At 39.1% G+C, this 23043-nt stretch carries 22 protein-coding genes; 11 read left to right on the top strand and 11 right to left on the bottom strand.

The genetic code is table 11. The annotated features are described in order from the left end of the window. The 7 genes from argB to BM291_RS07240 all read right to left on the bottom strand — a co-directional run bounded on the left by argB (position 1) and on the right by BM291_RS07240 (position 7728). Positions 1–801, bottom strand: a complete 801-nt coding sequence (gene argB / locus BM291_RS07270; RefSeq protein ID WP_092895803.1) for an acetylglutamate kinase — start codon at positions 799–801, stop codon at positions 1–3. 13 nt (positions 802–814) lie between these two features. After that, positions 815–1786 (bottom strand): Rossmann-fold NAD(P)-binding domain-containing protein, encoded by a 972-nt coding sequence (locus BM291_RS07265; RefSeq protein WP_092895801.1) that lies wholly within the window; start codon positions 1784–1786, stop codon positions 815–817. 3 nt (positions 1787–1789) lie between these two features. After that, positions 1790–2935: an aspartate aminotransferase family protein gene (locus tag BM291_RS07260; RefSeq protein ID WP_092895799.1), complete on the bottom strand. Its 1146-nt coding sequence runs from the start codon at positions 2933–2935 to the stop codon at positions 1790–1792. A gap of 154 nt (positions 2936–3089) precedes the next feature. Then, a complete protein-coding gene (gene argC / locus BM291_RS07255; protein ID WP_092895797.1) occupies positions 3090–4058 on the bottom strand; it encodes an N-acetyl-gamma-glutamyl-phosphate reductase in 969 nt (322 codons plus the stop codon). Beyond that, on the bottom strand, positions 4051–5244 hold the full coding sequence (locus BM291_RS07250; protein WP_092895795.1) for an argininosuccinate synthase: 1194 nt from the start codon (positions 5242–5244) through the stop codon (positions 4051–4053). The genes argC and BM291_RS07250 overlap by 8 nt, the downstream gene beginning before the upstream one ends. A 122-nt stretch (positions 5245–5366) precedes the next feature. After that, complete coding sequence (locus BM291_RS07245; protein ID WP_092895966.1) at positions 5367–6050, bottom strand: GNAT family N-acetyltransferase; 684 nt, start codon at positions 6048–6050, stop codon at positions 5367–5369. Between the two features lie 418 nt (positions 6051–6468). Next, positions 6469–7728 (bottom strand): aminotransferase class V-fold PLP-dependent enzyme, encoded by a 1260-nt coding sequence (locus BM291_RS07240; protein WP_092895793.1) that lies wholly within the window; start codon positions 7726–7728, stop codon positions 6469–6471. A gap of 396 nt (positions 7729–8124) precedes the next feature. Here BM291_RS07240 and BM291_RS07235 point away from each other — a divergent pair, with 396 nt between their 5' ends. The 3 genes from BM291_RS07235 (at position 8125) to BM291_RS07225 (ending at position 12857) form a co-directional block, all read left to right on the top strand. Further along, entirely contained in the window at positions 8125–8835 is a 711-nt protein-coding gene (locus tag BM291_RS07235) for a DsbA family oxidoreductase (RefSeq protein WP_092895791.1), read from the top strand. Positions 8836–9059: 224 nt separating this feature from the next. Then, positions 9060–11483 carry a TonB-dependent receptor gene (locus tag BM291_RS07230; protein ID WP_092895789.1) on the top strand — a complete coding sequence of 808 codons (2424 nt, stop codon included), beginning with the start codon at positions 9060–9062 and terminating at the stop codon, positions 11481–11483. A 39-nt stretch (positions 11484–11522) separates the two neighbouring features. Next, positions 11523–12857 carry a hypothetical protein gene (locus BM291_RS07225; protein WP_092895787.1) on the top strand — a complete coding sequence of 445 codons (1335 nt, stop codon included), beginning with the start codon at positions 11523–11525 and terminating at the stop codon, positions 12855–12857. 171 nt (positions 12858–13028) lie between these two features. Here the strand turns inward: BM291_RS07225 and BM291_RS07220 are convergent, their stop codons facing one another. Both BM291_RS07220 and BM291_RS07215 read right to left on the bottom strand, forming a co-directional pair. Beyond that, entirely contained in the window at positions 13029–13943 is a 915-nt protein-coding gene (locus BM291_RS07220; RefSeq protein WP_092895785.1) for an SMP-30/gluconolactonase/LRE family protein, read from the bottom strand. A gap of 10 nt (positions 13944–13953) precedes the next feature. Continuing rightward, positions 13954–14832 (bottom strand): hypothetical protein, encoded by an 879-nt coding sequence (locus tag BM291_RS07215; protein ID WP_092895783.1) that lies wholly within the window; start codon positions 14830–14832, stop codon positions 13954–13956. A 215-nt stretch (positions 14833–15047) separates the two neighbouring features. On the opposite strand from BM291_RS07215, the gene BM291_RS07210 reads away from it, so the two are divergent. Continuing rightward, the gene (locus BM291_RS07210) at positions 15048–15353 is read left to right on the top strand and encodes a DUF2752 domain-containing protein (RefSeq protein ID WP_092895781.1); all 306 of its coding nucleotides are present in this window, start codon (positions 15048–15050) and stop codon (positions 15351–15353) included. Beyond that, positions 15346–15726: a TM2 domain-containing protein gene (locus BM291_RS07205; RefSeq protein WP_092895779.1), complete on the top strand. Its 381-nt coding sequence runs from the start codon at positions 15346–15348 to the stop codon at positions 15724–15726. The genes BM291_RS07210 and BM291_RS07205 overlap by 8 nt, the downstream gene beginning before the upstream one ends. Before the next feature lie 203 nt (positions 15727–15929). On the opposite strand, the gene BM291_RS07200 is transcribed toward BM291_RS07205, so the two are convergent. Continuing rightward, positions 15930–16259, bottom strand: coding sequence for a BlaI/MecI/CopY family transcriptional regulator (locus BM291_RS07200; RefSeq protein ID WP_092895777.1), 330 nt, complete (start codon positions 16257–16259; stop codon positions 15930–15932). A gap of 165 nt (positions 16260–16424) precedes the next feature. Beyond that, complete coding sequence (locus BM291_RS07195; RefSeq protein WP_092895775.1) at positions 16425–17174, bottom strand: acyl-CoA desaturase; 750 nt, start codon at positions 17172–17174, stop codon at positions 16425–16427. A 164-nt stretch (positions 17175–17338) separates the two neighbouring features. Between BM291_RS07195 and BM291_RS07190 the strand changes: the two genes are divergently transcribed. The 6 genes from BM291_RS07190 to BM291_RS07165 all read left to right on the top strand — a co-directional run bounded on the left by BM291_RS07190 (position 17339) and on the right by BM291_RS07165 (position 22956). Beyond that, a complete protein-coding gene (locus tag BM291_RS07190) occupies positions 17339–17692 on the top strand; it encodes a phage holin family protein (protein WP_092895773.1) in 354 nt (117 codons plus the stop codon). A 347-nt stretch (positions 17693–18039) separates the two neighbouring features. After that, the gene (locus BM291_RS07185) at positions 18040–18603 is read left to right on the top strand and encodes a hypothetical protein (protein ID WP_092895771.1); all 564 of its coding nucleotides are present in this window, start codon (positions 18040–18042) and stop codon (positions 18601–18603) included. A 53-nt stretch (positions 18604–18656) separates the two neighbouring features. Continuing rightward, complete coding sequence (locus BM291_RS07180; RefSeq protein ID WP_092895769.1) at positions 18657–19559, top strand: histone deacetylase family protein; 903 nt, start codon at positions 18657–18659, stop codon at positions 19557–19559. A 98-nt stretch (positions 19560–19657) separates the two neighbouring features. Further along, the gene (locus BM291_RS07175) at positions 19658–20257 is read left to right on the top strand and encodes an OmpH/Skp family outer membrane protein (protein WP_092895767.1); all 600 of its coding nucleotides are present in this window, start codon (positions 19658–19660) and stop codon (positions 20255–20257) included. A gap of 98 nt (positions 20258–20355) precedes the next feature. Further along, the gene (locus tag BM291_RS07170) at positions 20356–21327 is read left to right on the top strand and encodes a deoxyhypusine synthase family protein (RefSeq protein ID WP_092895765.1); all 972 of its coding nucleotides are present in this window, start codon (positions 20356–20358) and stop codon (positions 21325–21327) included. A 3-nt stretch (positions 21328–21330) separates the two neighbouring features. Continuing rightward, entirely contained in the window at positions 21331–22956 is a 1626-nt protein-coding gene (locus BM291_RS07165; RefSeq protein WP_092895763.1) for an OmpA family protein, read from the top strand. Positions 22957–23043 lie beyond the last annotated feature (87 nt).

Raw genomic sequence — 23043 nt, 5'->3', positions numbered from 1 at the left:
TTAGTAAAGGTCGTATCGACTTCTCTCTATGGTAGTTCCAGAGAGTTTGCCTTTCGCTGCTAAAGAGAGATTTTCTGCTTTTCCTATCCACACATGATTAACACCTTTTTCTAATGCTTCGAAGGCATTATCCAACTTAGGTATCATGCCAGAGTGAATTACATTTTCTTTGCGGAGCTCAGCATAAATATCCTCATTGATTAGTGGAATGATAGAGTTTTCATTTTTCTCATCGATCAAAACTCCGCTCTTATTAAAACAGAAATATAGATTGACCTGATGTTCTTTTGCAAGACTAGTAGCTAGGGCAGAGGCAATACTATCAGCGTTAGTATTGAGCAATTGACCTTTAGCATCATGCGTGATCGCATTCACTACAGGAAGTAAATTTCCTGAAAGTAAAAGATCAATCAGTTTGGTATTAACTTCTTGAATATCACCTACAAAACCGTAGTCAATATCCTTAACAGGACGCTTAATGGATCTGATTATATTTCCATCGGCACCAGTCATTCCAATCGCGTTAACTTTCAGCGCTTGAAGTTTTGCTACCAAGTTTTTGTTGATTAAGCCGGCATAGACCATTGTCACCACATCCAGTGTATCCTGATCAGTGATTCTTCTCCCATCTACCATTTCAGGCATTACACCTAGAGATTCACCAAAGCGAGATGCCATAATTCCGCCACCATGGACAAGTATTTTATGTCCAGGAAATTTGGCAAAAATAGCTAAGAATTCATTTAGCTTCTCAGGAAAGTCGATGACATTACCACCGATTTTAATAATACTAATTTTCATTGGGCGTAAGTCGTTATTTATTTCCTAGCAGATGGCTAATGGCTGCCTGAGCGGCAAAAATTCTATTTTTTGCCTGCTGCTGTACTAAAGAGCGCTCTCCATCCAAGATCTCATCGGATAATTCTAGGTTTCTTCTGACTGGTAAGCAATGCATTACTTTGGCATTTTCAGCATTCTCAAAATGATTTTCAGTAAGCATCCAAGAGGCATCAGTAGAAATGATTTTTCCATAATCATTGAAAGATGACCAGTTTTTAACATAAACAAAATCAGCTCCTTCCAATGCTTTACTTTGATTGTATTCTATTGTAGCACCTTTAGAAAATTGCTCATCTAATTCATAACCCACAGGATGAGTAATTGTTAGATCATGATCCATACCAAGGGTCCATTCTGCAAAGGAATTAGCCACTGCATGTGGAATAGCCTTAATATGTGGGCCCCAAGTCAGTACGACCTTTGGCTTCTTTTTACCTGCCCAATTCTCTCTAATCGTGATCTGATCCGCTAGACTTTGAAGTGGGTGACGAGTGGCAGATTCCAAACTCACTACAGGAACTCCTGAATATTTAACAAACTGAGAAAACACAAAATCAGATGTGTCCTCTTCTTTATTTGTCAAAGAAGGAAATGCACGGATCGCAAGAATATCAAAATATGAACCTAATACTGCAGCAGCGTCTTTGATGTGCTCTACCGTGCCACGATTCATGACTGCTCCATCTTGCATCTCCAGCGCCCAACCTTCCTTGTCCATATTCAGTACAATTGGCTCCATACCCAAATTCATAGCTGCTAGCTGAGTAGAAACACGTGTTCTCAGAGAAGGATTTAGGAAAATACATCCTATGCGCTTCCCTGCACCTTTTGCCTTATCAAGAGCTGGGTTGGCTTTGTATAGAAGTGCTTTTTCGATTAACTGGTTGCCCAGATCGAAGGATTCAAATTTTGTAAAATGCTGTAGTGGCTGGATAATATTGGCCATTGCTTAACTGGAAGGGGATTGACTTAAGATTTCTTTTAATGCGGTTAAAAACGAATTTAACTGATTCCACTCGATATTTAAAGGAGGCAGGAGTCTTATCGTGTTCTTACCAGCAGCGCTTCCTGTGAACATGTGGTATTTTTTTACCAATTCAGAACGAACAGGACCAGCTTCCCGATCAAGGTCAATACCTATAATCAGTCCAGTACCACGAATAGCTGTGATTCCCGGGACTTCTTTCAATTCAGCTAAAAGCTTTTCACCAAGTTTTGTGGCGTTTTCGAGAAGGTTTTCGTTTTCAATAACTTCTAACACTGCCAAACCTGCGGCGCAGGCTAGGTGATTGCCTCCGAAAGTAGTTCCGAGTAATCCGTAGGTAGCTTTGAACTCAGGTGAGATCAAGATTCCACCAATAGGAAATCCATTACCCATTCCCTTTGCCATACTGATGATATCTGGCTTCACACCATCTACTAATTGATGGGCAAAGAACTTACCGGTGCGTCCAAAACCAGATTGTACCTCATCAAGAATCAATTTGACCCCATAAGATTTAGCAATTCCTGCCAAACCTGTTAGAAACTTAGAAGAAGGAACCTGAATTCCATTCACTCCTTGTATGCCTTCTATGATAATTCCTGCAATATTCCCATCTTTCACACGCTTCTCTACAGCTTCCAAATCACCCCATGGAAGAATCTGAAAATCCTCTCTCTCATTACAGGGAGCAACGATTTTTGGATTATCTGTCAAAGCTACTGCACCTGAAGTTCTACCGTGAAAACCTCCAGAAAAAGCAATAAAGCCAGATTTTCCAGTTGCGAAGGAAGCAAGCTTAATCGCATTCTCATTAGCTTCAGCTCCTGAGTTACACAGGAAAAGCTCATACTCAGGATAGCCTGAAAGCTCTCCAAGCTTTTCAGCATACTCCTTTTGTACAGGGATTTGTATGGAATTGGAATAAAAAGCGATCTGATCCAGTTGATCCTTGATTCGCTTAACGTAATGTGGATGGGTGTGACCAATGGAAATCACTGCGTGACCACCGTATAAATCTATATATTCTTGTCCTTGATCGTCCCAAAGTTTGCAGCCTTCAGCTTTTGTGATGGTCACTGGGATCAGGGGATATACATCAAATAATTTCATGAGGATTTACGAATTACGATTTTTGATTTACGGAGTTCTTATGAACCTCGCAAATCAATTTCAAGGTTGGAGAATAATGAATGCTGAATGATGAACACTTAATATTGAAGTGACCATCATTCAGTCTTAAATCTTGTGTCTAGCTTCTAATATCTTAGAACCCTAAACTTTTCAGATTCAAGCCCATCCTCTCTTCAAGTCCAAATGCCAAATTGTAATTTTGAACTGCCTGTCCAGAAGCTCCTTTGAGTAGGTTGTCAATAGCAGAGTAAATCACCAATTGACCAGCTTCTTTCTGCACGTAAACGATGCCCTTGTTTGTGTTCACTGCTTGCTTCATATCGATATCGATATCAGAAACGTGAGTAAATGCTGCGTCTTTATAGAATTCTTTGTAGGCAGCTACAGCCTCCTCTTGAGTTCCTTCAAAAGGGAAATAAGCTGTAATCCAGATCCCTCTAGGGAAATTGCCACGGTAAGGAACAAAGAGCATTTCAGATGAAAAGCTAGCATTTAGCTGCTTGAAAGTCTGATTAATCTCCTTTAGATGCTGGTGTGTAAAAAGCTTATAGACAGACATATTTGAAGATCTGTAACTGAAGTGTGATGTCTCAGCTAGTTTCTTGCCTGCCCCGGTACTTCCTGTGACTCCAGAGATATTGATCGTGTCTTTCACCCAGCCTTTTGCGATAGCAGGAAGTAGTGCTAATTGAATGCCTGTAGCAAAGCAGCCTGGATTTGCGATTTTCTTAGCAGTTTTGATTTTGCCAGCATTTACTTCAGGAAGACCATAGGTAAAGCCATTCGACTCGTCTCGGAAATCAGTGGACAAATCGATCAAAACTGTCTCAGGAGAGAAGGAGTGTTGATCCAAAAACCCTTTGGTTTGGCCATGTGGCAATCCCAAGAACACAGCTTCTATCCCTTCTGTCTGTACTTCGTCAGTAAAAATGAGATCACAATCTCCGATCAGATCCGGATGAACCTCTGATACTTTTTTGCCTTTCTGGCTATTGCTATGTACGTAGACCAATTCGCAAGCAGGATGATGAACCAGAAGACGAAGTAATTCGCCTCCAGTATATCCCGCTGCGCCTATGATCGCTGTCTTGATTTTAGTCATTGTCAGAGTTTACCTTATGGAAAATTGAGGTTTGGTTACCCAAAATTCGGGTGAAACCTTTTACGTCTTCTGCTGTATAGCCTTTGTTCATTTCTCCGTAGCTACCAAATTTGTTGGACATCAGATCATGATTAGAAGTGATTCCAAGTAAAGTGAATCGGAATGGCTGAAGTAAAACCCGAACTTCACCAGTCACATAAGTCTGTGTGCTAGCCATGAATTCTTCCATGTTTCTCATCACTGGATCAAGGTAATGCCCCTCGTGCAGGTGATTACCGTAGAATTCAGCCAATTGATTTTTCCAGAAAAGCTGCCACTTGGTAAGTGTGTGCTTCTCTAGCAACTGATGGCCTTTGATGATAATCAATGGAGCAGCAGCTTCGAAACCAACTCGGCCTTTGATACCGATAATAGTATCACCAACGTGAATGTCACGACCGATACCATAGGGCGCAGCCAAAGCCTGAAGAGCTTGAATTGCTTCTACTGAATCATCATATTTTTTACCATCAACCCCTTTAAGTTCGCCTTGCTCGAAAGAAAGTATCAATTCCAAAGGCTCAGATTCTGTAGCTTGAGTCGGCCAGGCTTCTTCAGGAAGGTAATCGGAAGATGTAAGCGTCTCTTTTCCTCCTACAGAAGTTCCCCAGATTCCTTTATTGATAGAATAAGCGGCTTTCTCGAAATTCATCGAGACGCCATGCTTTTTCAAGTATTCGATTTCTTCAGCACGACTCAATTTCAAGTCACGAATAGGAGTGACGATCTCGATGTCTGGCACAATGGTTTGGAAGATCATATCAAATCGAACCTGATCATTTCCAGCTCCAGTAGAACCGTGAGCTACTGCTTTTGCACCGATAGACTTGGCGTACTCAGCTAATGATTTCGCCTGAAGGATGCGCTCTGCAGATACAGATAGTGGATAAGTTTGGTTTTTAAGGACATTTCCAAACACGAGGTATTTGATCACTTCATTGTAATAAGTGTCCATTACGTGAAGTGTTTTGAAAGAAGCTACGCCTAAGCCTTTTGCCCTTTCCTCTATGTCTGTCAATTCTTCTTCGGAAAATCCGCCTGTGTTTACCAAAACTGCATGCACTTCATATCCTAGTTCTTTGGACAGGTGCAAGGCACAAAATGTGGTATCCAAGCCTCCACTGTAGGCTAAAACTATTTTTTTCATAAGAGTCTAATTTTCTTTCTATTGTAATCTCGCTATGTGAATAATCAACTCATAATCAGTCGATCTTCATTTAGGTCGATTCTATCGAAATAGGATTTTGCTTCCGAAAAGGAAGAAATGATTTATAAAAAGATGCTTGTAAGAGTGTCCTTCGACTTATTCAATTTAAGCATCACGTATTTCTTTAATCTAACCCAACGATCAAATAATTTAAGATCTTTCTTGAAATCATCACGAAGTGCTAATTCTTGTGTGTGATTTCTCTTTGAGTTGGGATCATAGAGCATAGCTGTGCACAGACAGTTTTGCCTATTTTTACTCATTAATATCTCGTAGTTGATACAACTTTGGCAGCCTTTCCAGAATTCATTATCATCTGTAAGGTCTGAGTAAGAAACAGGAATGTAACCTAATTCAGAGTTGATTTTCATTACTGCAGCACCTGTTGTCAATCCGAATATGTTTGAATCTGGGTACTTCAAACGGCTAAGTTTGAATACTTCATTCTTGATTTTTCGGGCAAGTCCGTATTTTCTGTATTCAGGAGAAACGATCAAACCAGAGTTTGCAACATATTTACCATGACCCCAAGCTTCAATGTAGCAGAAACCTGCCCATTTGCCGTCAGAGGTCAATGCGATTACTGCTTTTCCTTCTTCCATCTTGGTTTCCACATAAGCTGGGCTACGCTTGGCTATACCAGTTCCACGAGCTTTAGCGGAGTTTTCCATCTCATCGGTGATCTGAGTGGAGTAGTCCTTGTGAGAAGCATTTGCTACAATAATCTGGAAAGAAATGTTATCCATTAGGGATTGCATGTGTTAATTCCGACGGAATCGGAAGATTGGTAAATAAATCAAAATGTAAAAGGGCGGGCAAGTACTCCACGTAGGAATACAACTATTCATCGAAGGGTTAAACCCTATAGAAAAATCTACACGTCCTTAACGGAGTGAAAAAAGCAATAGCATCAGCGTTCACGACTACTGAAGTAGTATGAATAAATGTTGGCGCTATTTGATTTACTTGTGTCATGCGTAATAGGGTGGCAAAATTCATTCCTTAGGAAGGAAAATGCAAGAGTTTTTAAGAATAATTTAAGGTTTAACCCTGATTTTTACAGATTTGAGAAAATTGAAGGGTCTATTTTGCTTAAATAAGCATCTTCAGAATATAATTTGGCGTCTAATTGTCAAATAGGCAATTGAGTATAGAGGATTGCAGTTATGCATTCCCTGACATTTCCTTCAAAGCAGTGACAAATTTGTCCATTTCAGCTTCTGATGTATATACATTGGGAGTGATTCTGCAACCATTCACTCCGCCAGCACCATTTATTGCAACGGTAAATATCTGATACTTTTCAATTAAAGTCTTAGCCATATCTGCTGGACTCATTGCATCAAGGCCCACATTTGCAATGGCACAAGAGCGGTGAGGATCTTTAGGTGTATTGACATTTACTCCTGGCAAATCACGAACCTGGTCAGACCAATAGCGCTGTATGTATCTCAATCGCTCTTCTTTTCGTTTGCTGCCCATTTTATTTAAGAAGTTGACCGCATCGATCACCGACAAATCTGTGGAAACGGCATGTGTACCTGTGTGATTCAGGTTAAGAAGTGTCTTTTGATCCAATTCATAAGGAGCAAGAAGAGGCCGGATTTGCTGGCTCTTTCCTTTTTTGACATAAAGCATTCCGCAACCAAGAGGGACACTCAACCACTTGTGTAAGCTACACCCGTAATAATCACAATTCAATTCTGATATATTGAAATCAAAATGTCCTACTGCGTGAGCTCCGTCTAACATTATTTCTACACCATGTCCATGGGCCATATCAGCAATTTTCCTCACGGGCAAAATATGGCCTGTGATATTGACAATATGAGGGACCATCATCAGTTTGGTTTTGGGGGTGATCGCTTTCTCATAGACGGCTACTATTTCTGCATCATCTTTTGGATGCATGGGTATGTCTATTCTTTTGACTTTGATTCCATAGCGCCTTTCTGCCAACTCAAACATATTGAGCAAACTTTCATAGTCTTGATTGGATACAATTGCTTCATCGCCTGCTTTCCATGGGTAGCCAGAGATTATTATGTCAATAGATTCTGTCGTGTTTCGGGTAAGCACAACTTCTTCTGATGAAGCACCAATTAATTCTGCAACCATCGCTGCACTTTTGGCTTTGTTGTCCCACTGTACCGTACGCATATAGCTTGAAGCTTGATAATTGACTTCTCTGAGATGCTTGATGTAGTTTTCTAGGGTTTCTTCTGGCAAAAAGCAGTAATAACCATTCTCGAGATTAATGTAATCGGGCTTCAATTTGTAAGCAGCGCGGATTTGATCCCAAAAGTCAGCCGCATTAGGATCTATCTCAGCTATAGTTTTAGCAGTGGCATTTTTCGCAGAGAAAAATGATCCTGTGCCGATTCCAAGGAAGGTCAAAGACTTTAAAAATTTACGCTTATTCATAGATGTAGATGTGTTTATTAAAGTATATGTCTCTCCAGTTTTTTGCCAGCATTAGAGACCAAAGTATAATATGATTTGGTTAACACTATCACTGAGGCCGCTTCGGTCACCCGTCTTCCGTCAACTGGCCGGAAGAGCAAAGGGATTTTGGCTACTGGCATCTTTGTGGATTTTCAGATTAAAGTATATAGCTGAAGATCCAAACTATCAATAAGATAATAGCTAACCAAGTGATCCAAGGGGATCGCTGAGGAAATTCAAACTTGCAGATTGGGCAAATCTTCGCTTTGGAATCTATTTCCATCGCGCAGGAAGGACATTCTTTGGTTTTCAAAATTGGCTGAACTCTTTTGGCTTAATTTCTATTTCATCATAAGTTAATTAAAGAATCTAGCTATGAAAATAGAAATATGGTCAGATGTAGTTTGCCCTTTCTGCTACATCGGTAAAAGAAAAATGGAAAAGGCGATCAATAATTCGCCTTTCAAAGATAAAATCGAGATTGAATGGAAAAGCTTTCAGCTTAATCCGGATCAGGTTACAGACCCTTCGTTAAATACGCTGGAGCATCTTTCCAAGTCTAAAGGCTGGTCAATGGAGCAAACTTTAGAAATCACGGATAACGTGGTGAACATGGCTGCAGCAGAAGGTTTGGACTTTCAGATGGGAAAAACGGTCGTTGCAAATACGATGAATTCACATCGGTTGATCCATTTAGCCAAAGAATCAGGCAAAGGAGGAGAGATGAAAGAGATTTTACTGAAATCTTATTTTACGGATGGGTTGAATGTTGACGATGTTGACACGCTTGTTTCTTTGGGAAAAGAAGTTGGTTTAGAAGAAGAGGTAATCAGACAAATGTTAGCCTCTGAACAATTCAAAGATGCAGTAGAACAAGATATCTACGAATCCCGAACAATAGGAGTGAAGGGAGTTCCTTTCTTCGTATTAGATAGGAAATTCGGGATATCAGGGGCACAACCGGATGAGGTTTTTGATCAGACTTTGTCAAAAGCCTGGAATGAATTTGCTAAAACCCTTCCAAGTCTTGAAATCGCCGAAGGTGATGGGGAAGCTTGTGATGTAGATGGAAATGATTGCAACTAAGTAATACTTCTAATTCGGCTATCAGAAGTAGGATTCTGCTAGTCGAATTTATTTTTCTAATTTTTTATTTAGATTATTTACAAATAACTAATCGTGTGAAATACAGTGAGCTATCCTCGTTTTGAGAATGTAGCCTTAGGATAGAGACAAGTTTTTTACAATCCTTATTTAGATTAATTATAATTAAACTCTAATTTTGCTGTCAGATTCACCTCAGGCGGCACATGAAAACAAGTTTTACTCTATTATTTTTTACGTTGAACGTTTTAATTTCTGATTTGGCTTTTTCCCAAACCGGGAAAATCTCAGGAACTTTGACTTTCGATGATGGCGCCCCTGTTGCCTATGCATCTGTATTTATTCAGTCCATTAAAAAACATACCCTTTCTGATGAAAGAGGTAGATATGAGCTCACGGATATTCCTTTTGGACCATATCAGGTCAATGTGAGTAGCATAGAAATCCAAAAACATGATTTTAGTATACATATAGATAAGACAAACCTAAAGCTTTCAACTACACTCAAGCGCGCTGAGGATAGTGAGTTGGACGAGGTAATTGTAGAAGGAGAGTCTCACAAAAGTGAAATTGAAGCAACAGGTTTTGCAGTAAACGTGATAGAAACGAAGAAGGCATCTCTTCAATCACTACAAACCAATGATTTACTGAATAGATCAGTAGGAGTTCGAGTTCGCCAAAATGGCGGTTTGGGTTCGCAAGTTTCCTATAATCTGAATGGTATGTCTGGTAATTCTGTCCGAATATTTATAGACGGAGTACCCATCTCCACTTATGGTGGATCCTTTAGTCTAAATAGCATTCCTCCGGCTTTGATAGAGCGAATTGAGGTCTACAAAGGAGTGATTCCAGCTCATTTGGCTGATGATGCTTTGGGTGGAGCGATCAATGTAATACTGAAAAAAGGAGCGATGAACAATCTGACAGCTTCTCTGTCCTATGGTTCATTCAATACGCTGCAAGCCAATATGAGTGGATCATTCCGCAATTCCAATTCAGGTTTTACAGTAAAAGGTTCTGGGTTTTATAACTACTCAGACAATGATTACGAGGTCTGGGGGAAATTCGTAAGAAATATTCTTCCTAACGGTCGCTATGAATATGTCAGAGCCAAGCGTTTCAACGATGCTTACAAATCAATTGGTGCCAATATCCAAGTAGGATTTACTGATGTCAAATGGGCTGATCAATTTTTAATTGGATACAATGTCTCGGATGATTACAACGAGATTCAGCATGGGACATACATGACTATACCTTACAAAGGTCGCTTCACGGAGTCTCAGGCAAATGTTGTAAGTGTTGCCTATTCTAAATCTAACTTTCTGACCAAGGGACTTGAAGTGAATTTCAATGGAATGATTTCAGATAGAAAGGAAGTTGTGAATGACACGGTGCGTTGGAATTATGATTGGTTTGGCGAGCAGAGTATTGGTCTCAATGGAGATCCAATTTTGAGACCAAGCGGTGCACAGCAAGGGGCACCAACAATTAATCATATTAATAGAAGTATCTCCACTTTTAGAGGAGGAGCTATTTATGATTTTTCTGAAAAACATAGATTAGTTTTCAATCACATGTACTATACAATCGATAGAACGGAGCGTGACGATTTGAAATCAGCTATTGAAAGAGAATTTATAGGTACACGTGACTTAACGAAAAATGTCTCTGCGCTGGCTTATGAGGCGACGCTTTTTGAATCTCGGTTTAAAGCCAATCTTTTTGGGAAATACTATCAACAGAAAATTGATCGGATGGATCCTATTCTGATTACTTCAAATGGAGAGCAGATTAAAGGTGAAGATCGTGTGTCTAGTAACAATTCAACTCCAGGCTATGGATTAGCGACTTCCTATAAATTGAAGCAAAATTTAACGTTCCTTGTTTCAGCTGAAAAAGCTGTAAGAATGCCTTCCGAAAATGAAATTTTTGGTAGTCCTAGTGAAAATATTATTGAGAACATAAATATACGCCCTGAGGTAAGCAACAACTTGAATATTGGTTTACGAAGTGGCACCTATAGCTTAAATCCTACCAACAAATTTTCATTCTACGTTTCGGGCTTCTTAAGGGATACTAAGGATAAGATTGTAAGGAAAATCAACCCACGCTTGAACGATGCAGTTCAAACTGACCCCTTTGAGAATTTAGGGAAAACAAAGTCAATCGGCTTTGAGGGTGAGATCAACTACACTTGGAAAGATAATCTGGATGTATTGCTAAACTTCTCTAAGTTCAATTCGGTGTTCAACATTCAATATGATCCGAACGGAAAAGAGTACACTTACTACAACCAGCAATTACCTAATGAGCCATTTTTCACTATCAATACAACGGTTCAGTATGCTTTCAAAAATGTACTTCAAAAACGCTCATCACTGAATTTGTACTACAGCGCAGGTTTTGTAGATAGATTCTATACCACCTGGTTGGAAATCGAAGACTTTAGAACCCCTCGCCAATTCATCCAAGACATCGGGATGAATTATATTTTCCCTAACCAAAAACTAGTAGTGAGTGCAGATTTGAGAAACATTTTCGATCAGCAAGCCTTCGACAACTTTGCTGTTCAAAAGCCTGGAAGAGGCTTTTATTTGAAAGTCAATTATACCATTAACAAATTCTAATTCAACCAACAATTAATTTTAATCAACCAGAAGTAAATTATGAAAAAGCAATTTTTAAACTTTTTAACACTGAGCGCATTAATGGGCACAATTGTGCTTTCAAGCTGCAGTGATGACAATGGGGGTGATCCTATTGAACCGCCTGTAGAGCAAGAGGATAGATTCATCACCGTAGCAGGAGCTTTGATGGCTGATAACCCAGGTGATGGTAATGGTGGAACTATGGTTTACTCTGTGTCCATAGAAGAAGCAAAAGATCCAGAAACTCAGATCAGCGTATATACGGAAGGTTTTGGAGTGAAGTCTAATAGAACTGCACGTCTTCAATCATCCGAAGATGGAAGTACACTTTTCAATATTGCCTACACAGGTGACAATGGAGGTGAGTTCTCTAAATACACCGTGAATGGTGGGGATAGCTTCGTTCAATCTGATGTTTCTGTTAATATTTCACAGTACGCAGGAACTTCACCGCGTTGGTTGAAATTGAATGATGGAGACAAAACTGGTATTGCATTAAATATGGCTAACATAGCAGCCAACAATGCGCCAGCGGGAAATACTCCAGATGCAGCTTTTGCTTATTACAGAGGAGTTGCTACAGTACTTGCGCTAGATTTACAGGAATCTCTTATTAGAAGTTATGTACAATACGAAATCCCACTTACTGAAGAAGAAGAGGCGGAAGGTCATACTATTTTTAGATTGGACGGTTCTGTATTGAACAAAGCTGGCGATAAGCTGATCATTGGTACCTGGATGAGAAAATACAATGTGGCTACAGGTGAAACTGAAGGTGACTACGAGAGATTGGGTTCTAAGTCTGTGGTAGTAGATTATCCGTCTTTTGCCAACCCTTCTGTAATCAACTCAACAGTCGGACATGGTGACAATAGTGGCTACAGAAGTCACTACAGCTACTTAGGTGATGATGGGAATATTTACCAAGCTACTGAAAGAGATCCTGCGGGTTCGTATATCCTAAGAATCAATCAGAGCAATGTATATGATGATTCTTATGTATTTAGCTTGAACCATGCTTTAGGTTTAAGTGGGGTAACTATCGAAGCGTGGCAATATGCTCAAGATGGAAAAGCATTTGCGCTTATCTCTCATGATGGAGCAGAAAATGGTTTTGTGGTATGGATGGATTTAGATGCTAGAACTGCTTCTATTGTTGACATGCCATATGATGCTGATTTGGAATTCAACCAGTACCAAGGTTTTGTAGTGGATGGTATAGACGTGTATATGGCTGTAACTCCTGTAGGTAAGGATGGTAATATTTATATCCTTAATAGTAATACCGGTGTGGCTACTAAAGGTGCTACTTTGGTAAATCAGCCAGGAAATCACTACATCGGTATTTTCTAATTTTTTTTAATTCTTTGTAATCCCTTGGTTCATTTAAAAAGAGAATCTTTTAGGATTGTATAAAAATAAATCCCGGAGAAGAGGCTGAGTAAAAGCTTCCTTTCCGGGATTTCTATTTTTTGGTAAATAGGGAAGTTAGTAAACAGTAGTTAATACTTTCCTGGGCTTATTTTACCAAACTCCTCTAGTTTTCATCTGAAGAGTATAGACGGCATCCATGGCCGTAATAAAGAGTGTTTTTCTGTCAAGTGCACCAAATACGACATTGGCAGTCCACTTAGCCGGAACTGGGATATGTGCAATTTGCTCACCATTTCTATTGAAAACTGTTACTCCATCTCCAGTGAGGTAAACGTTCCCTCTGTCATCGATCGCCATACCATCAGACCCCATTTCGCAAAAAAGAGTCTTATTAATCAAGTAGCCATCTTCACGAACTTCGTATTTATAGGTTTTCTTTGCACCTATGTCAGAGACAAAAAGGTACTTACTATCAGGGGTTCCAACAATTCCATTTGGTTTTACCAGATCATCAGCAACTTTGAAGAGTTCGGTTCTGTCAGCTGATAAGAAGTAAACATTCTGGCCATCTTGCTCAGACTCTTCGCCACGGCCTTCCCAATACGGGCGGGCATAAAGAGGATCTGTAAAATATATACCTCCTTTAGGACGTATCCATAGATCATTTGGACCATTCAGTTTTTTGCCTTTGAAAGCAGTGATCCATACTTCAGGATTTCCATCGGTATCAAAAGCCCAAAGCTCATTTTTGTTGTCAGCGCAGGTAACCAAAGTTCCGTCTAGCATAAAATACATTCCGTTTGATCTTCCTGCATCTTCTTTGAATACACTTACTTCATTGGATATAGCATTCCACTTATGAATACGGTTATTTGGTTGGTCTGTGAAATAAACATCTCCAAAGCGATTTACTGCCGGACCTTCTGTGAATTCAAAGCCATCTTGAACTTTTACTAGTTGTGCATTTTTAGCGACAATGCCTTTTTTGTCTTCTATTTCTTGAGAGAAAGCTTGGGCACCAATCAAAAGTGCTGCTATGCAAAGGGTTGATTTAATAGGGTTCATAGTGTTATTGTTATTTTCTATTCATTGTGACTACTAGCACATTTAGATCTTCGCTATAAGCCATTCGGGTAATATTTTCGTGAGTTACGGAATTGATCACACCTAGTGATTTCCATTCTGGGTTATTATACTTTCTTATAAATATTTCATTGCCAGAAGCCATTATCAGGTGGTTTTTATCCAGCCATAAGAAATCCTGAGATCCTGAAATTCCCGAAAGATATACTTCTCTATTTCCATTTTCTATATCATAGCTCTTAATAATACCCGGCTGGCCATTAGTCAGACCTGCCATATAGGTGATTTCAGATGTCTTAGGGCGCTTCTTGACTGATCGTTGGATTGCTGAATCTATTTCAATCAGATCATTTCTACCTCTAGCATATACTAATTTATTTGGCTCACCTAGTACAAACATTGCAGCTTTATTGTCATACCAGTCGTAATATCCCACAGGTTCAATGTCGTCGTAGAGTAGTTCTGCTGGTTCAAAATTGGTAGGGTAGAGCCAAATTCTCTGCTTTTTGTCTTCCTCCATGACTACTGCCGCTATATACATTCCACAATCAGTAATGCTGGGTGAGAATTCACTTCGATCAGATGTTTTGGAAAGATTGGTGAATTTATCTGATTCGAAATTATAGACGATTATATCGTGATTGCCATTTTCATCAGCAGCAGAAAATACTAACTGATATTCATTGATAAAATTAGGTTGGTTATCGTATTCAGGACGATCAGTAAGGGAATGAGCAGTTTCAGGTAGCAATTTCAACTTACCACCTTTTCCACTGGTGTTGACAACCCAAAGATCTGTACTAGTCTGTGCATGAAGGGGAAAAGTACTGGCTAAGTATAAAAAGAAGCAAGTAGCAAAGAAGTATTTCATTTATAAGTCAAAATTGAATTGCCAAAATACAAAATGAAGACGAATTATAAGTGTCAAAATACACATGAAGCCATTTTGGAATTAATGATGAATATTATGTTCGGTTTCGGACACAATGATGTTCGTTTACTTAGCATGAAAATAGCATAACCTTCGAAATTCGCCGTTTTAGGCTATGTTTGGGGAATGGCACCTTTTTCGTAATTAAACAGAACATGAAGGTAATAACCCAATGGATATCAAATTTGCCGCTAGAGTTGATCTTTTGGATCGGCAGTATAGCAGCGATCCTTCTCTTGGATCCTCAGGGAGGCAGTCACTTAAGTCTCTGTCCGCTGAGCCAACTTGGGATTGATTGGTGTCCGGGTTGTGGCTTGGGAAGGTCTATGAGTTTACTCGCAAGAGGAGAATTTCAAGCTTCCTGGAGCATGCACCCACTGGCTTTGCTGGCGTATGTGGTTATTATTTCTAGAATCTGGCAACTTATTAAAAACTTAAAAACAACACACAATTATGGCTAATGTATTAAGACATCTTCCTGAATTGGAAGGAATGGAACTGGGCTACATCCAGGGTTTGATGAAGAATATGGATGAGGATCAGGCATCTCTTTTTGCACAGGTTTATCGTGCCAGAAGAAAAGACGCACAGATGATTTTGATTTTGACTTTGTTAGGCTTTTTTGGCTTTGCAGGCTTGCATCGATTCATACTTGGGCAGATTGGCTTAGGTATTCTATATATTTTAACCATTGGACTTTGTTTTATAGGTACCATAGTCGATTTGGTCAATTATAAGAGCCTTGCGTACGAGTACAACATCAAAGTAGCTCACGAGACTATGAATATGTTGAACGCCAATTACCCTGGTGATATGACGAACACGACTACCTAATTATAGATTTAACGAGTTAAAGAGCCGGGGGAAACTCCGGCTTTTTTGATTTCTGTCAACTTCAATAACTTTGGTTATTTTGAAAAAAAAATAGAATGAAAAGTAGCTGTCTTTCTACGGCAAATGAGTCAGAAAAATTTGGCAATAAAAAAACCTGGGGGTAATACCAGGTTTTTTTATGCATGTTTACTTTTCAAAAATGATTACTGATACGACTTTGTATTCAGTGTTTCGTCACTTTTGAAGAAATCAGTAAGTTTTCCGAAGGAATTTTCGAAATAACCATCTAACATTTTTTTAATAATGAAAGAACGATACTCGTCTTTCGATACGATTGGAAAATACTCATGACTCTTTCCGTAAGACTTGTGACTCACAAATCCTTTACGCTCCAATATCCTAACTATCGTAGACACAGTGTTATACGCTGGCTTCGGTTCGGTCATTGGAGTAAGGATGTCTTTGACAAATCCTCTTTCGATTTCCCAGAGGATCTGCATGATCTCCTCTTCGGCTCTTGTTAATGGTTTCATAAATAAGGCGTTAAGTTTTAAGTGCAAGAAAATTATTCGTTTAGTTTCACAATTGCAAAAAAAACCACCTTTAGTTTTAATTTTTTTTTATCTCAAGAGATTTGGTGTTCACATAAAAAATAACCGAGTTCAACAAAAAATGGCCTCATATGAGGCCATTTTTTGTTATGCAGGTCTTAACTTAATAATCCTTGTCATGTGCAATAGTTTGACAATGGGATATGTTGGATCAAATTCATACCATTTCACTGCGAAGTTTGGTCTATTTGGAAGCTTATGGTGATTGTTTTGAAACAATTCTCCTAGCATTAATACATCCAATAAAAGGCTGTTTTTTGAATGGTCGTTATTATCAAAATTTGCGTATCCATATTTATGCCCACTCCAATTTACAATAGCTCCGTGAACTGGTCCCATAAGGAAGTGTATAGGAAGTAAGAAATACATCCACCAATGCGTACCTGGCATATCGAAAACAGAGATACATAGTACATAGATCGCGACATATAATAACCCCCAGCTCACACGCACCAGCATGGTATCGGCAAACTTGTCGAATTTATTCCAGTCAGGAATATCTTTGGAGAACCTCTCTTCAGGCTTCAATCTGAAAGAAAAATACTCATTATATATGTTTTTAGTTTTCCACATCATGGTGAATAAGTTCTCGGTATGATGCGGGCTGTGTGGATCTTTTGGTGTGTCGCTGTAGGCGTGATGCATTCTGTGAAGAATAGCATATGCTCTCGGAGAGAGATAGGAGCTACCTTGCCACATCCATGTAAAGAAATAGAAAAACTTTTCCCAGTATTTGTTCATATAGAACATTTGATGGGCAGCATATCTGTGAAGGAAGAAGCTTTGGCAAAACAAGGAGAAATACCAATGCAGCAAGAACAAGATAATGATTATCACTCGGCGTAGGATTTATGTTAGAGGCGCAAATATAAGGCAACCCAAATCAAGTAACGAATTAATAGCTCTTTGCATTCCAATTTTTTGAGATGATATTTATCAGGTTTTAGAAAAATTAAGGTAATTTCTATCTTTATAAACACGTGGAAATAACCGATAGACCTATGAATTTTCTAGTAAAGATCCTTTTGGGAGGGATTTCTGTAATAATTGCTGAATATCTGATCCCCGGTATTCACATTGATACTGCTGTAACAGGTTTTATCCTTGCTGCATTCATCATCCTGATCAATATTACCCTGAAGCCCATATTGATTGTACTAACCTTGCCAATTACCATTTTAACGCTTGGTCTATTTTTATTGGTCATCAATGCGCTGATGTTTATGCTTGCTGATCGGATTATCCCAGGGTTTCAGGTGGATGGATTTTGGTGGGCAGTTTTGTTTGCAATCGTTGTTAGTATTATTAACTCACTGTTTGGTAATAGTTTAAACCCTTCCAAACCATCACAATAATAATTATTTGTTAAACATTTATTGAGTGACTAAGTTCTTTAAATTAGAAAGGGCTTTGAAAAGGGCTATTCTCAAGAGGTTTATTAGGAAAGCTCCTTAAAGAGTTAATTTATAAAAACTTCTAAAATTTCAAAATCCTTAAATCGGCTTCCTACTTCAACCAACTCTTCTAATTGAACTTCAGATTATTATATCTCTTGGAAAACCACAATTATTTAACAATTTCTTTATTAGACTTTGCGGTTTTAAATAAATTCGATTAGATTTTGATGTTATATTACTATACGATTTAGTACTATTGGATTGCTAATCACTTAAAAGATAAATATTCTTTAAATATTTGACCTATGTCAATCTCAAATCCAGGTTTTGATCCTCAACGCATCGAAGAGCTAAAGGATGAGCTAGGGAAGCTCAACAAAACATTCAAAATCCTTCCCGAAGAAGAAAACTCTGATGAGTTTGTGAATTTCTATTTTATAGGAATGTATCAAGGTAAAGAAGTAATCTACGACTCCGCTTTGTACACCCTTAGGTTGCATCATGCTAGTGAAGTGTATGAACTAGCAGAACATAAGGCCGCTCAGAAGTTCCCGAATTTCAAAGGTATAACCTATGAAGAAGATGAAAATGGTAATTTGAAGCCATTAACCAGTGAAGAAGAAGAAATCGGTTGGTTTATCACTGAGATCATCATGGAAATAGAAGAGGAAGAAAGTGTAAAAGTGCAGGAGTTCGTTGATGTTGATACCCACCATGATTTCGGAATTGGTGTAGATGCAGCCTTGAATATCGATTTGATAGATGAAGATGTGATCGCCAAATTCATCAAAGAATTTAATGACGATACCTTAGAGCTGGATGATACGATGTATGCTTTTCAAACTGAAGAAGAAGATATCGAAGATTAATCTTAACTGAGTTAAACACTAAAACGACGCTTGCTAACCGCAAGCGTTTTTTTATGCTAAAAATTGCCTATTCACCTATCTATAAGCATTCCTTGCCAGTGGGTCATAGATTTCCAATGGAGAAATATGAATTACTTCCTGGTCAGCTATTGCATGAAGCAATTGTCCATGAGGAGAATTTCTTTGAGCCCCATCCCTTAGATGAAAAATGGATTTTGACTACGCACACAGCGGAATATTGGAATAAGCTTGAGAACTTATCTTTATCCAAATCTGAAATACGGGCTACTGGATTTCCTTTGTCCAAAGAACTGGTGGATAGGGAAGTTACTATTTTGCAGGGTTCTGTTCAGGCTGCCGTTTTTGCTTTAAAGTATGGAATAGCTATGAACATTGCCGGAGGAACGCATCATGCTTTTGCTGATCGTGGTGAAGGGTTTTGTTTATTAAATGATATTGCTGTTACAGCTAATTATCTATTAGCAAATCAATTGTCTAAAAAGGTTTTGGTGATAGACCTAGATGTACATCAGGGCAATGGCACTGCCAGTATATGTGCGAATAACTCAGATATCTACACGTTCAGTATGCATGGAGAGAAGAATTATCCCATGCGTAAAGAAATCTCCAATCTAGATTGCGCTATTCCTGACGGAACGGGCGATGAATTGTATTTAAGTATACTCCAAACCCAGCTTGAAATAATATTGAAAGATTTTTCGCCTGATTTTATTATTTATCAATCTGGAGTAGATGTGTTGGAAAGCGACAAATTAGGAAGATTATCGATGAGCATTGACGGAGTTAAGAATCGAGATAGTATGGTTCTTAACTTAGCCAAATCATTACAGGTGCCTATTATGTGCTGCATGGGAGGAGGTTATTCAGCTAACGTAGCTAAAATTGTAGAAGCCCATACGCAAGTCTATAGATTGGCTCAAGATCTATATTTTTAAGTGCTGAGCTCTAAATTTACCTAGAGATGTTAAGTCAATTCTTGTAAAATCAATACTTTCTTTATATTTGCGCCCTTGTAATCAATAACATCAACAAAGTGAAAAGAGGAATAAAACTAATCGGTGCATTGAGCCTTGCTACAGTGCTTTTATACGGCTGCGATAATGCTGGAACTTCTACTACGACTGGCGAAACCGCTTCCAAAGAAGTAAAACAAGGTGATTTGAACGTTGCTTTTGTTTTCACAGATAGCGTGATCAATAAGTATGATTACTTTAAAGCGAAGTCTGAAGAGCTAACTGAAAAAGGAAAGAAATTTGAAGGAGATCTTCAAGGAAGAGCGAACGGCTTTCAGCAAGAAGTTCAAACTTTCCAACAAACTGGTGGTAACATGACTGTGAACCAGCAGAGAGCTAAGCAAGAAGAATTGGCTAAAAAAGAGCAAAACCTGATGACTTATCGTGATAATTTGATGCAAGAATTATCTGCTGATGAAGCTGCCCTTTATAGTGAAGTATACGACAGAGTTCAGAAATATCTTAAGTCTTATGCTCAGAGCAACGATCTTGATGTGATTTTGAGCTACACTAGAGGTGGAGCAGTTTGGTACGCGAATGACGCTATTGATCTTACTACATCTGTAATCGAAGGATTAAACAAAGAGTATACGTCTGCTCCTGCAGACACAGCTAAATAAGCTGTACTACATCTTCCAAATATTGAAACCCAGCTTAGGCTGGGTTTTTTTGTGGGGAAAAATTGGGTATTTTTGAAGCTCTAACGAAAATTTATAGAATGAAAATCACTGAATTTTTAAAGCATAATTACCGTCACTTCAACGCTGCGGCCTTGATCGATGCCGCTGAAGGTTACAAAAGTCATTTGGATAATGGCGGAAAAATGATGGTAACACTTGCCGGCGCAATGTCTACTGCTGAGTTGGGTATTTCACTAGCAGAGATGATACGTCAGGACAAGATTCAAATAATCACTTGTACTGGTGCAAATTTGGAAGAAGATGTGTTCAATTTGGTTGCTCATGATTACTATGAGCGGATTCCAAATTACCGTGAACTAACCCCAGCGCAAGAGCAGGATTTGGTTGAGCGACACATGAATCGCGTTACGGATACATGTATTCCAGAAATGGAAGCGATGCGAAGAATTGAAAATGTGATTTTGGAAGAATGGGTGAAAGCTGATGAAGCGGGTGAATCATTTTTCCCACATGAGTTTTTCTATAAAATCTTACTTTCAGGAAAATTAGAAGAGTCATATCAAATTGATCCAAAGGATAGCTGGTTGCTTGAAGCTGCCAAAAAGAATATTCCAATCATAGTTCCAGGATGGGAAGATTCCACATTGGGAAACATGTTTGCAGGTCACGTGATCACGGGAGATGTGAAGAATGTGCATACAGTTAGAACAGGCATTGAGTACATGATTTACCTAGCAGATTGGTATACAAATAATGCTACAGAGGAAAGTACTGTTGGATTTTTCCAGATTGGCGGGGGAATTGCAGGAGACTTCCCTATATGTGTGGTGCCGATGTTGCATCAGGATCTGCAAAGAACGAATGTGCCACTTTGGGGGTACTTCTGTCAGATCTCTGATTCGACCACTTCGTACGGTTCGTATTCTGGAGCTGTTCCAAATGAAAAAATCACTTGGGGTAAATTAGGAATCGATACTCCGAAATTTATCATCGAGTCTGATGCAACGATCGTAGCACCTCTGGTATTTGCCATTGTGTTGGATCAATAAACTATGAGAAAATTTAAGAACGTATTTATAAAAGCAAGTAGCGTAATGCTACTTGCTTTTTGCTTTTCATTCCATCTTCACGCCCAAAAAGTAGTATCCCTCTCTGGAGCCAATAGTCCTCAGGACGATATGAATCCAGTATGGATTGGAGATAATACTTTACTTTTCACTCGAGCTTTCCATCCGGAGAATATAGGTGGAGTTACAGATCCAGGTGATATCTGGATGACCAAAAAATCAGAAACAGGAGAATGGTTAGAAGCCGTTCATAGGGCAGATCTAAGTACTGATGGCTATGATTTCTCTCTAGGTTTGGAGGATATTCTTACGCTTCTCGTATATCACACAGGTGGTCAAAGATTTGGGATTTACCAATATTCCAAGTTTGGAAAAGATTGGAATTTTCTTCGTCGAGTATCTATGCCTGGATTGGATGGACTTTCAGGACAAGTTACAGGTCGGGTAGGTGCTGGAGGTAAAGTGATTTTTCTTTCAGGAAAAGGGAAAGACTCCAAGGGAAATGAAGATATCTATGTGAGTGACAAAATTGGCCCAACTGAATGGTCAAGCCCTGTCAATCTTGGGTCTGCGATTAATACGATAGGTCAGGAAATGAGTCCATTTTTTAATGTAAAGTCAGGTGAATTGTATTTCTCATCGAATATGCATGAAGGTGCACAAGGGAAAGATATATTCATAGCAAAGCGCATGGGAGAAGGTTGGAACAACTGGAGCAAACCAGTAATCTGGGAGCAAGTGAGTTCTCCTGGCTCTGAAGTTTCAGTGACTTTTATCAATTCCGAAGAAGTGGTGTGGACGAGCACTCAGAATAGTGACGGCTTTGCCGATTTATTGACTTTTGAGACAGTGATCCCCCTTGATATCCCTACAGAATTTTCAATTGCAGCTCCTGAAGCTATAGCTCAAACAGCACAACCAGAAAAAATAAAAACAGTCTCCATAGAGCCTATATATCCTGCATCCAGTGTAGGAATACCTGAAGTGAGAATAGTGGAGCAAACTGAAGAAAAGGCAGAAGAACCGATTTCATGGTTTGTAGTGGATGCGAAGAATAAAACCCTTGTTCCTTACACCTTAACCTGGAAAGCCGGGGGAATTAGTGTTTCCAAGAGCGCAAGTGATTCACTCAAACTCTCTGAGTTAGGAAATGCTCAAGTAAAAGAGATTAAGGTAAGTGCTAATGGTTATTTCCCTAAAACCATTTTAATAGGAGAAGTAAAGATTAACGAACCCACTGTAGTGCTGATGACAAAAGCAGAATCGGGTAGTGTAGTATTATTGGATAATGTGAATTTCAAACGCGGTACTGCAGAATTGGAAGGAGAGGACACCAAAGCTTCTTTAACTGAATTGGCAGAATTTCTTTTGTCAAACCCTGAGATGAAACTTAGAATTCATGGGCATACGGATAATGCTGGTGATCCTGGATTGAATAAGGGGCTTTCTCTAGATAGAGCAGGAAGCGTAAGAGATTTCTTAATCGAGCAAGGAGTTGCTTTCGAAAGCCTCAGAATCTCGGGCTGGGGAGGAACTAGACCTCTGGCGTCCAATTCTACCGAAACAGGCAGATCAAAGAATAGAAGAGTAGAGCTAGAAGTAGAACGCTAAGAATTAATGGGGTCTTATTCCTAATCGAAGGTGTGTTTGGATAATTTTTTAGTCGCAGTAGGTAGTCGCAATAGGCAAAATGACTAG

The sequence above is a fragment of the Algoriphagus aquimarinus genome (assembly GCF_900112005.1).
GTDB lineage: Bacteria > Bacteroidota > Bacteroidia > Cytophagales > Cyclobacteriaceae > Algoriphagus > Algoriphagus aquimarinus.
This window is presented reverse-complemented; position numbering and strand designations above follow the sequence as displayed.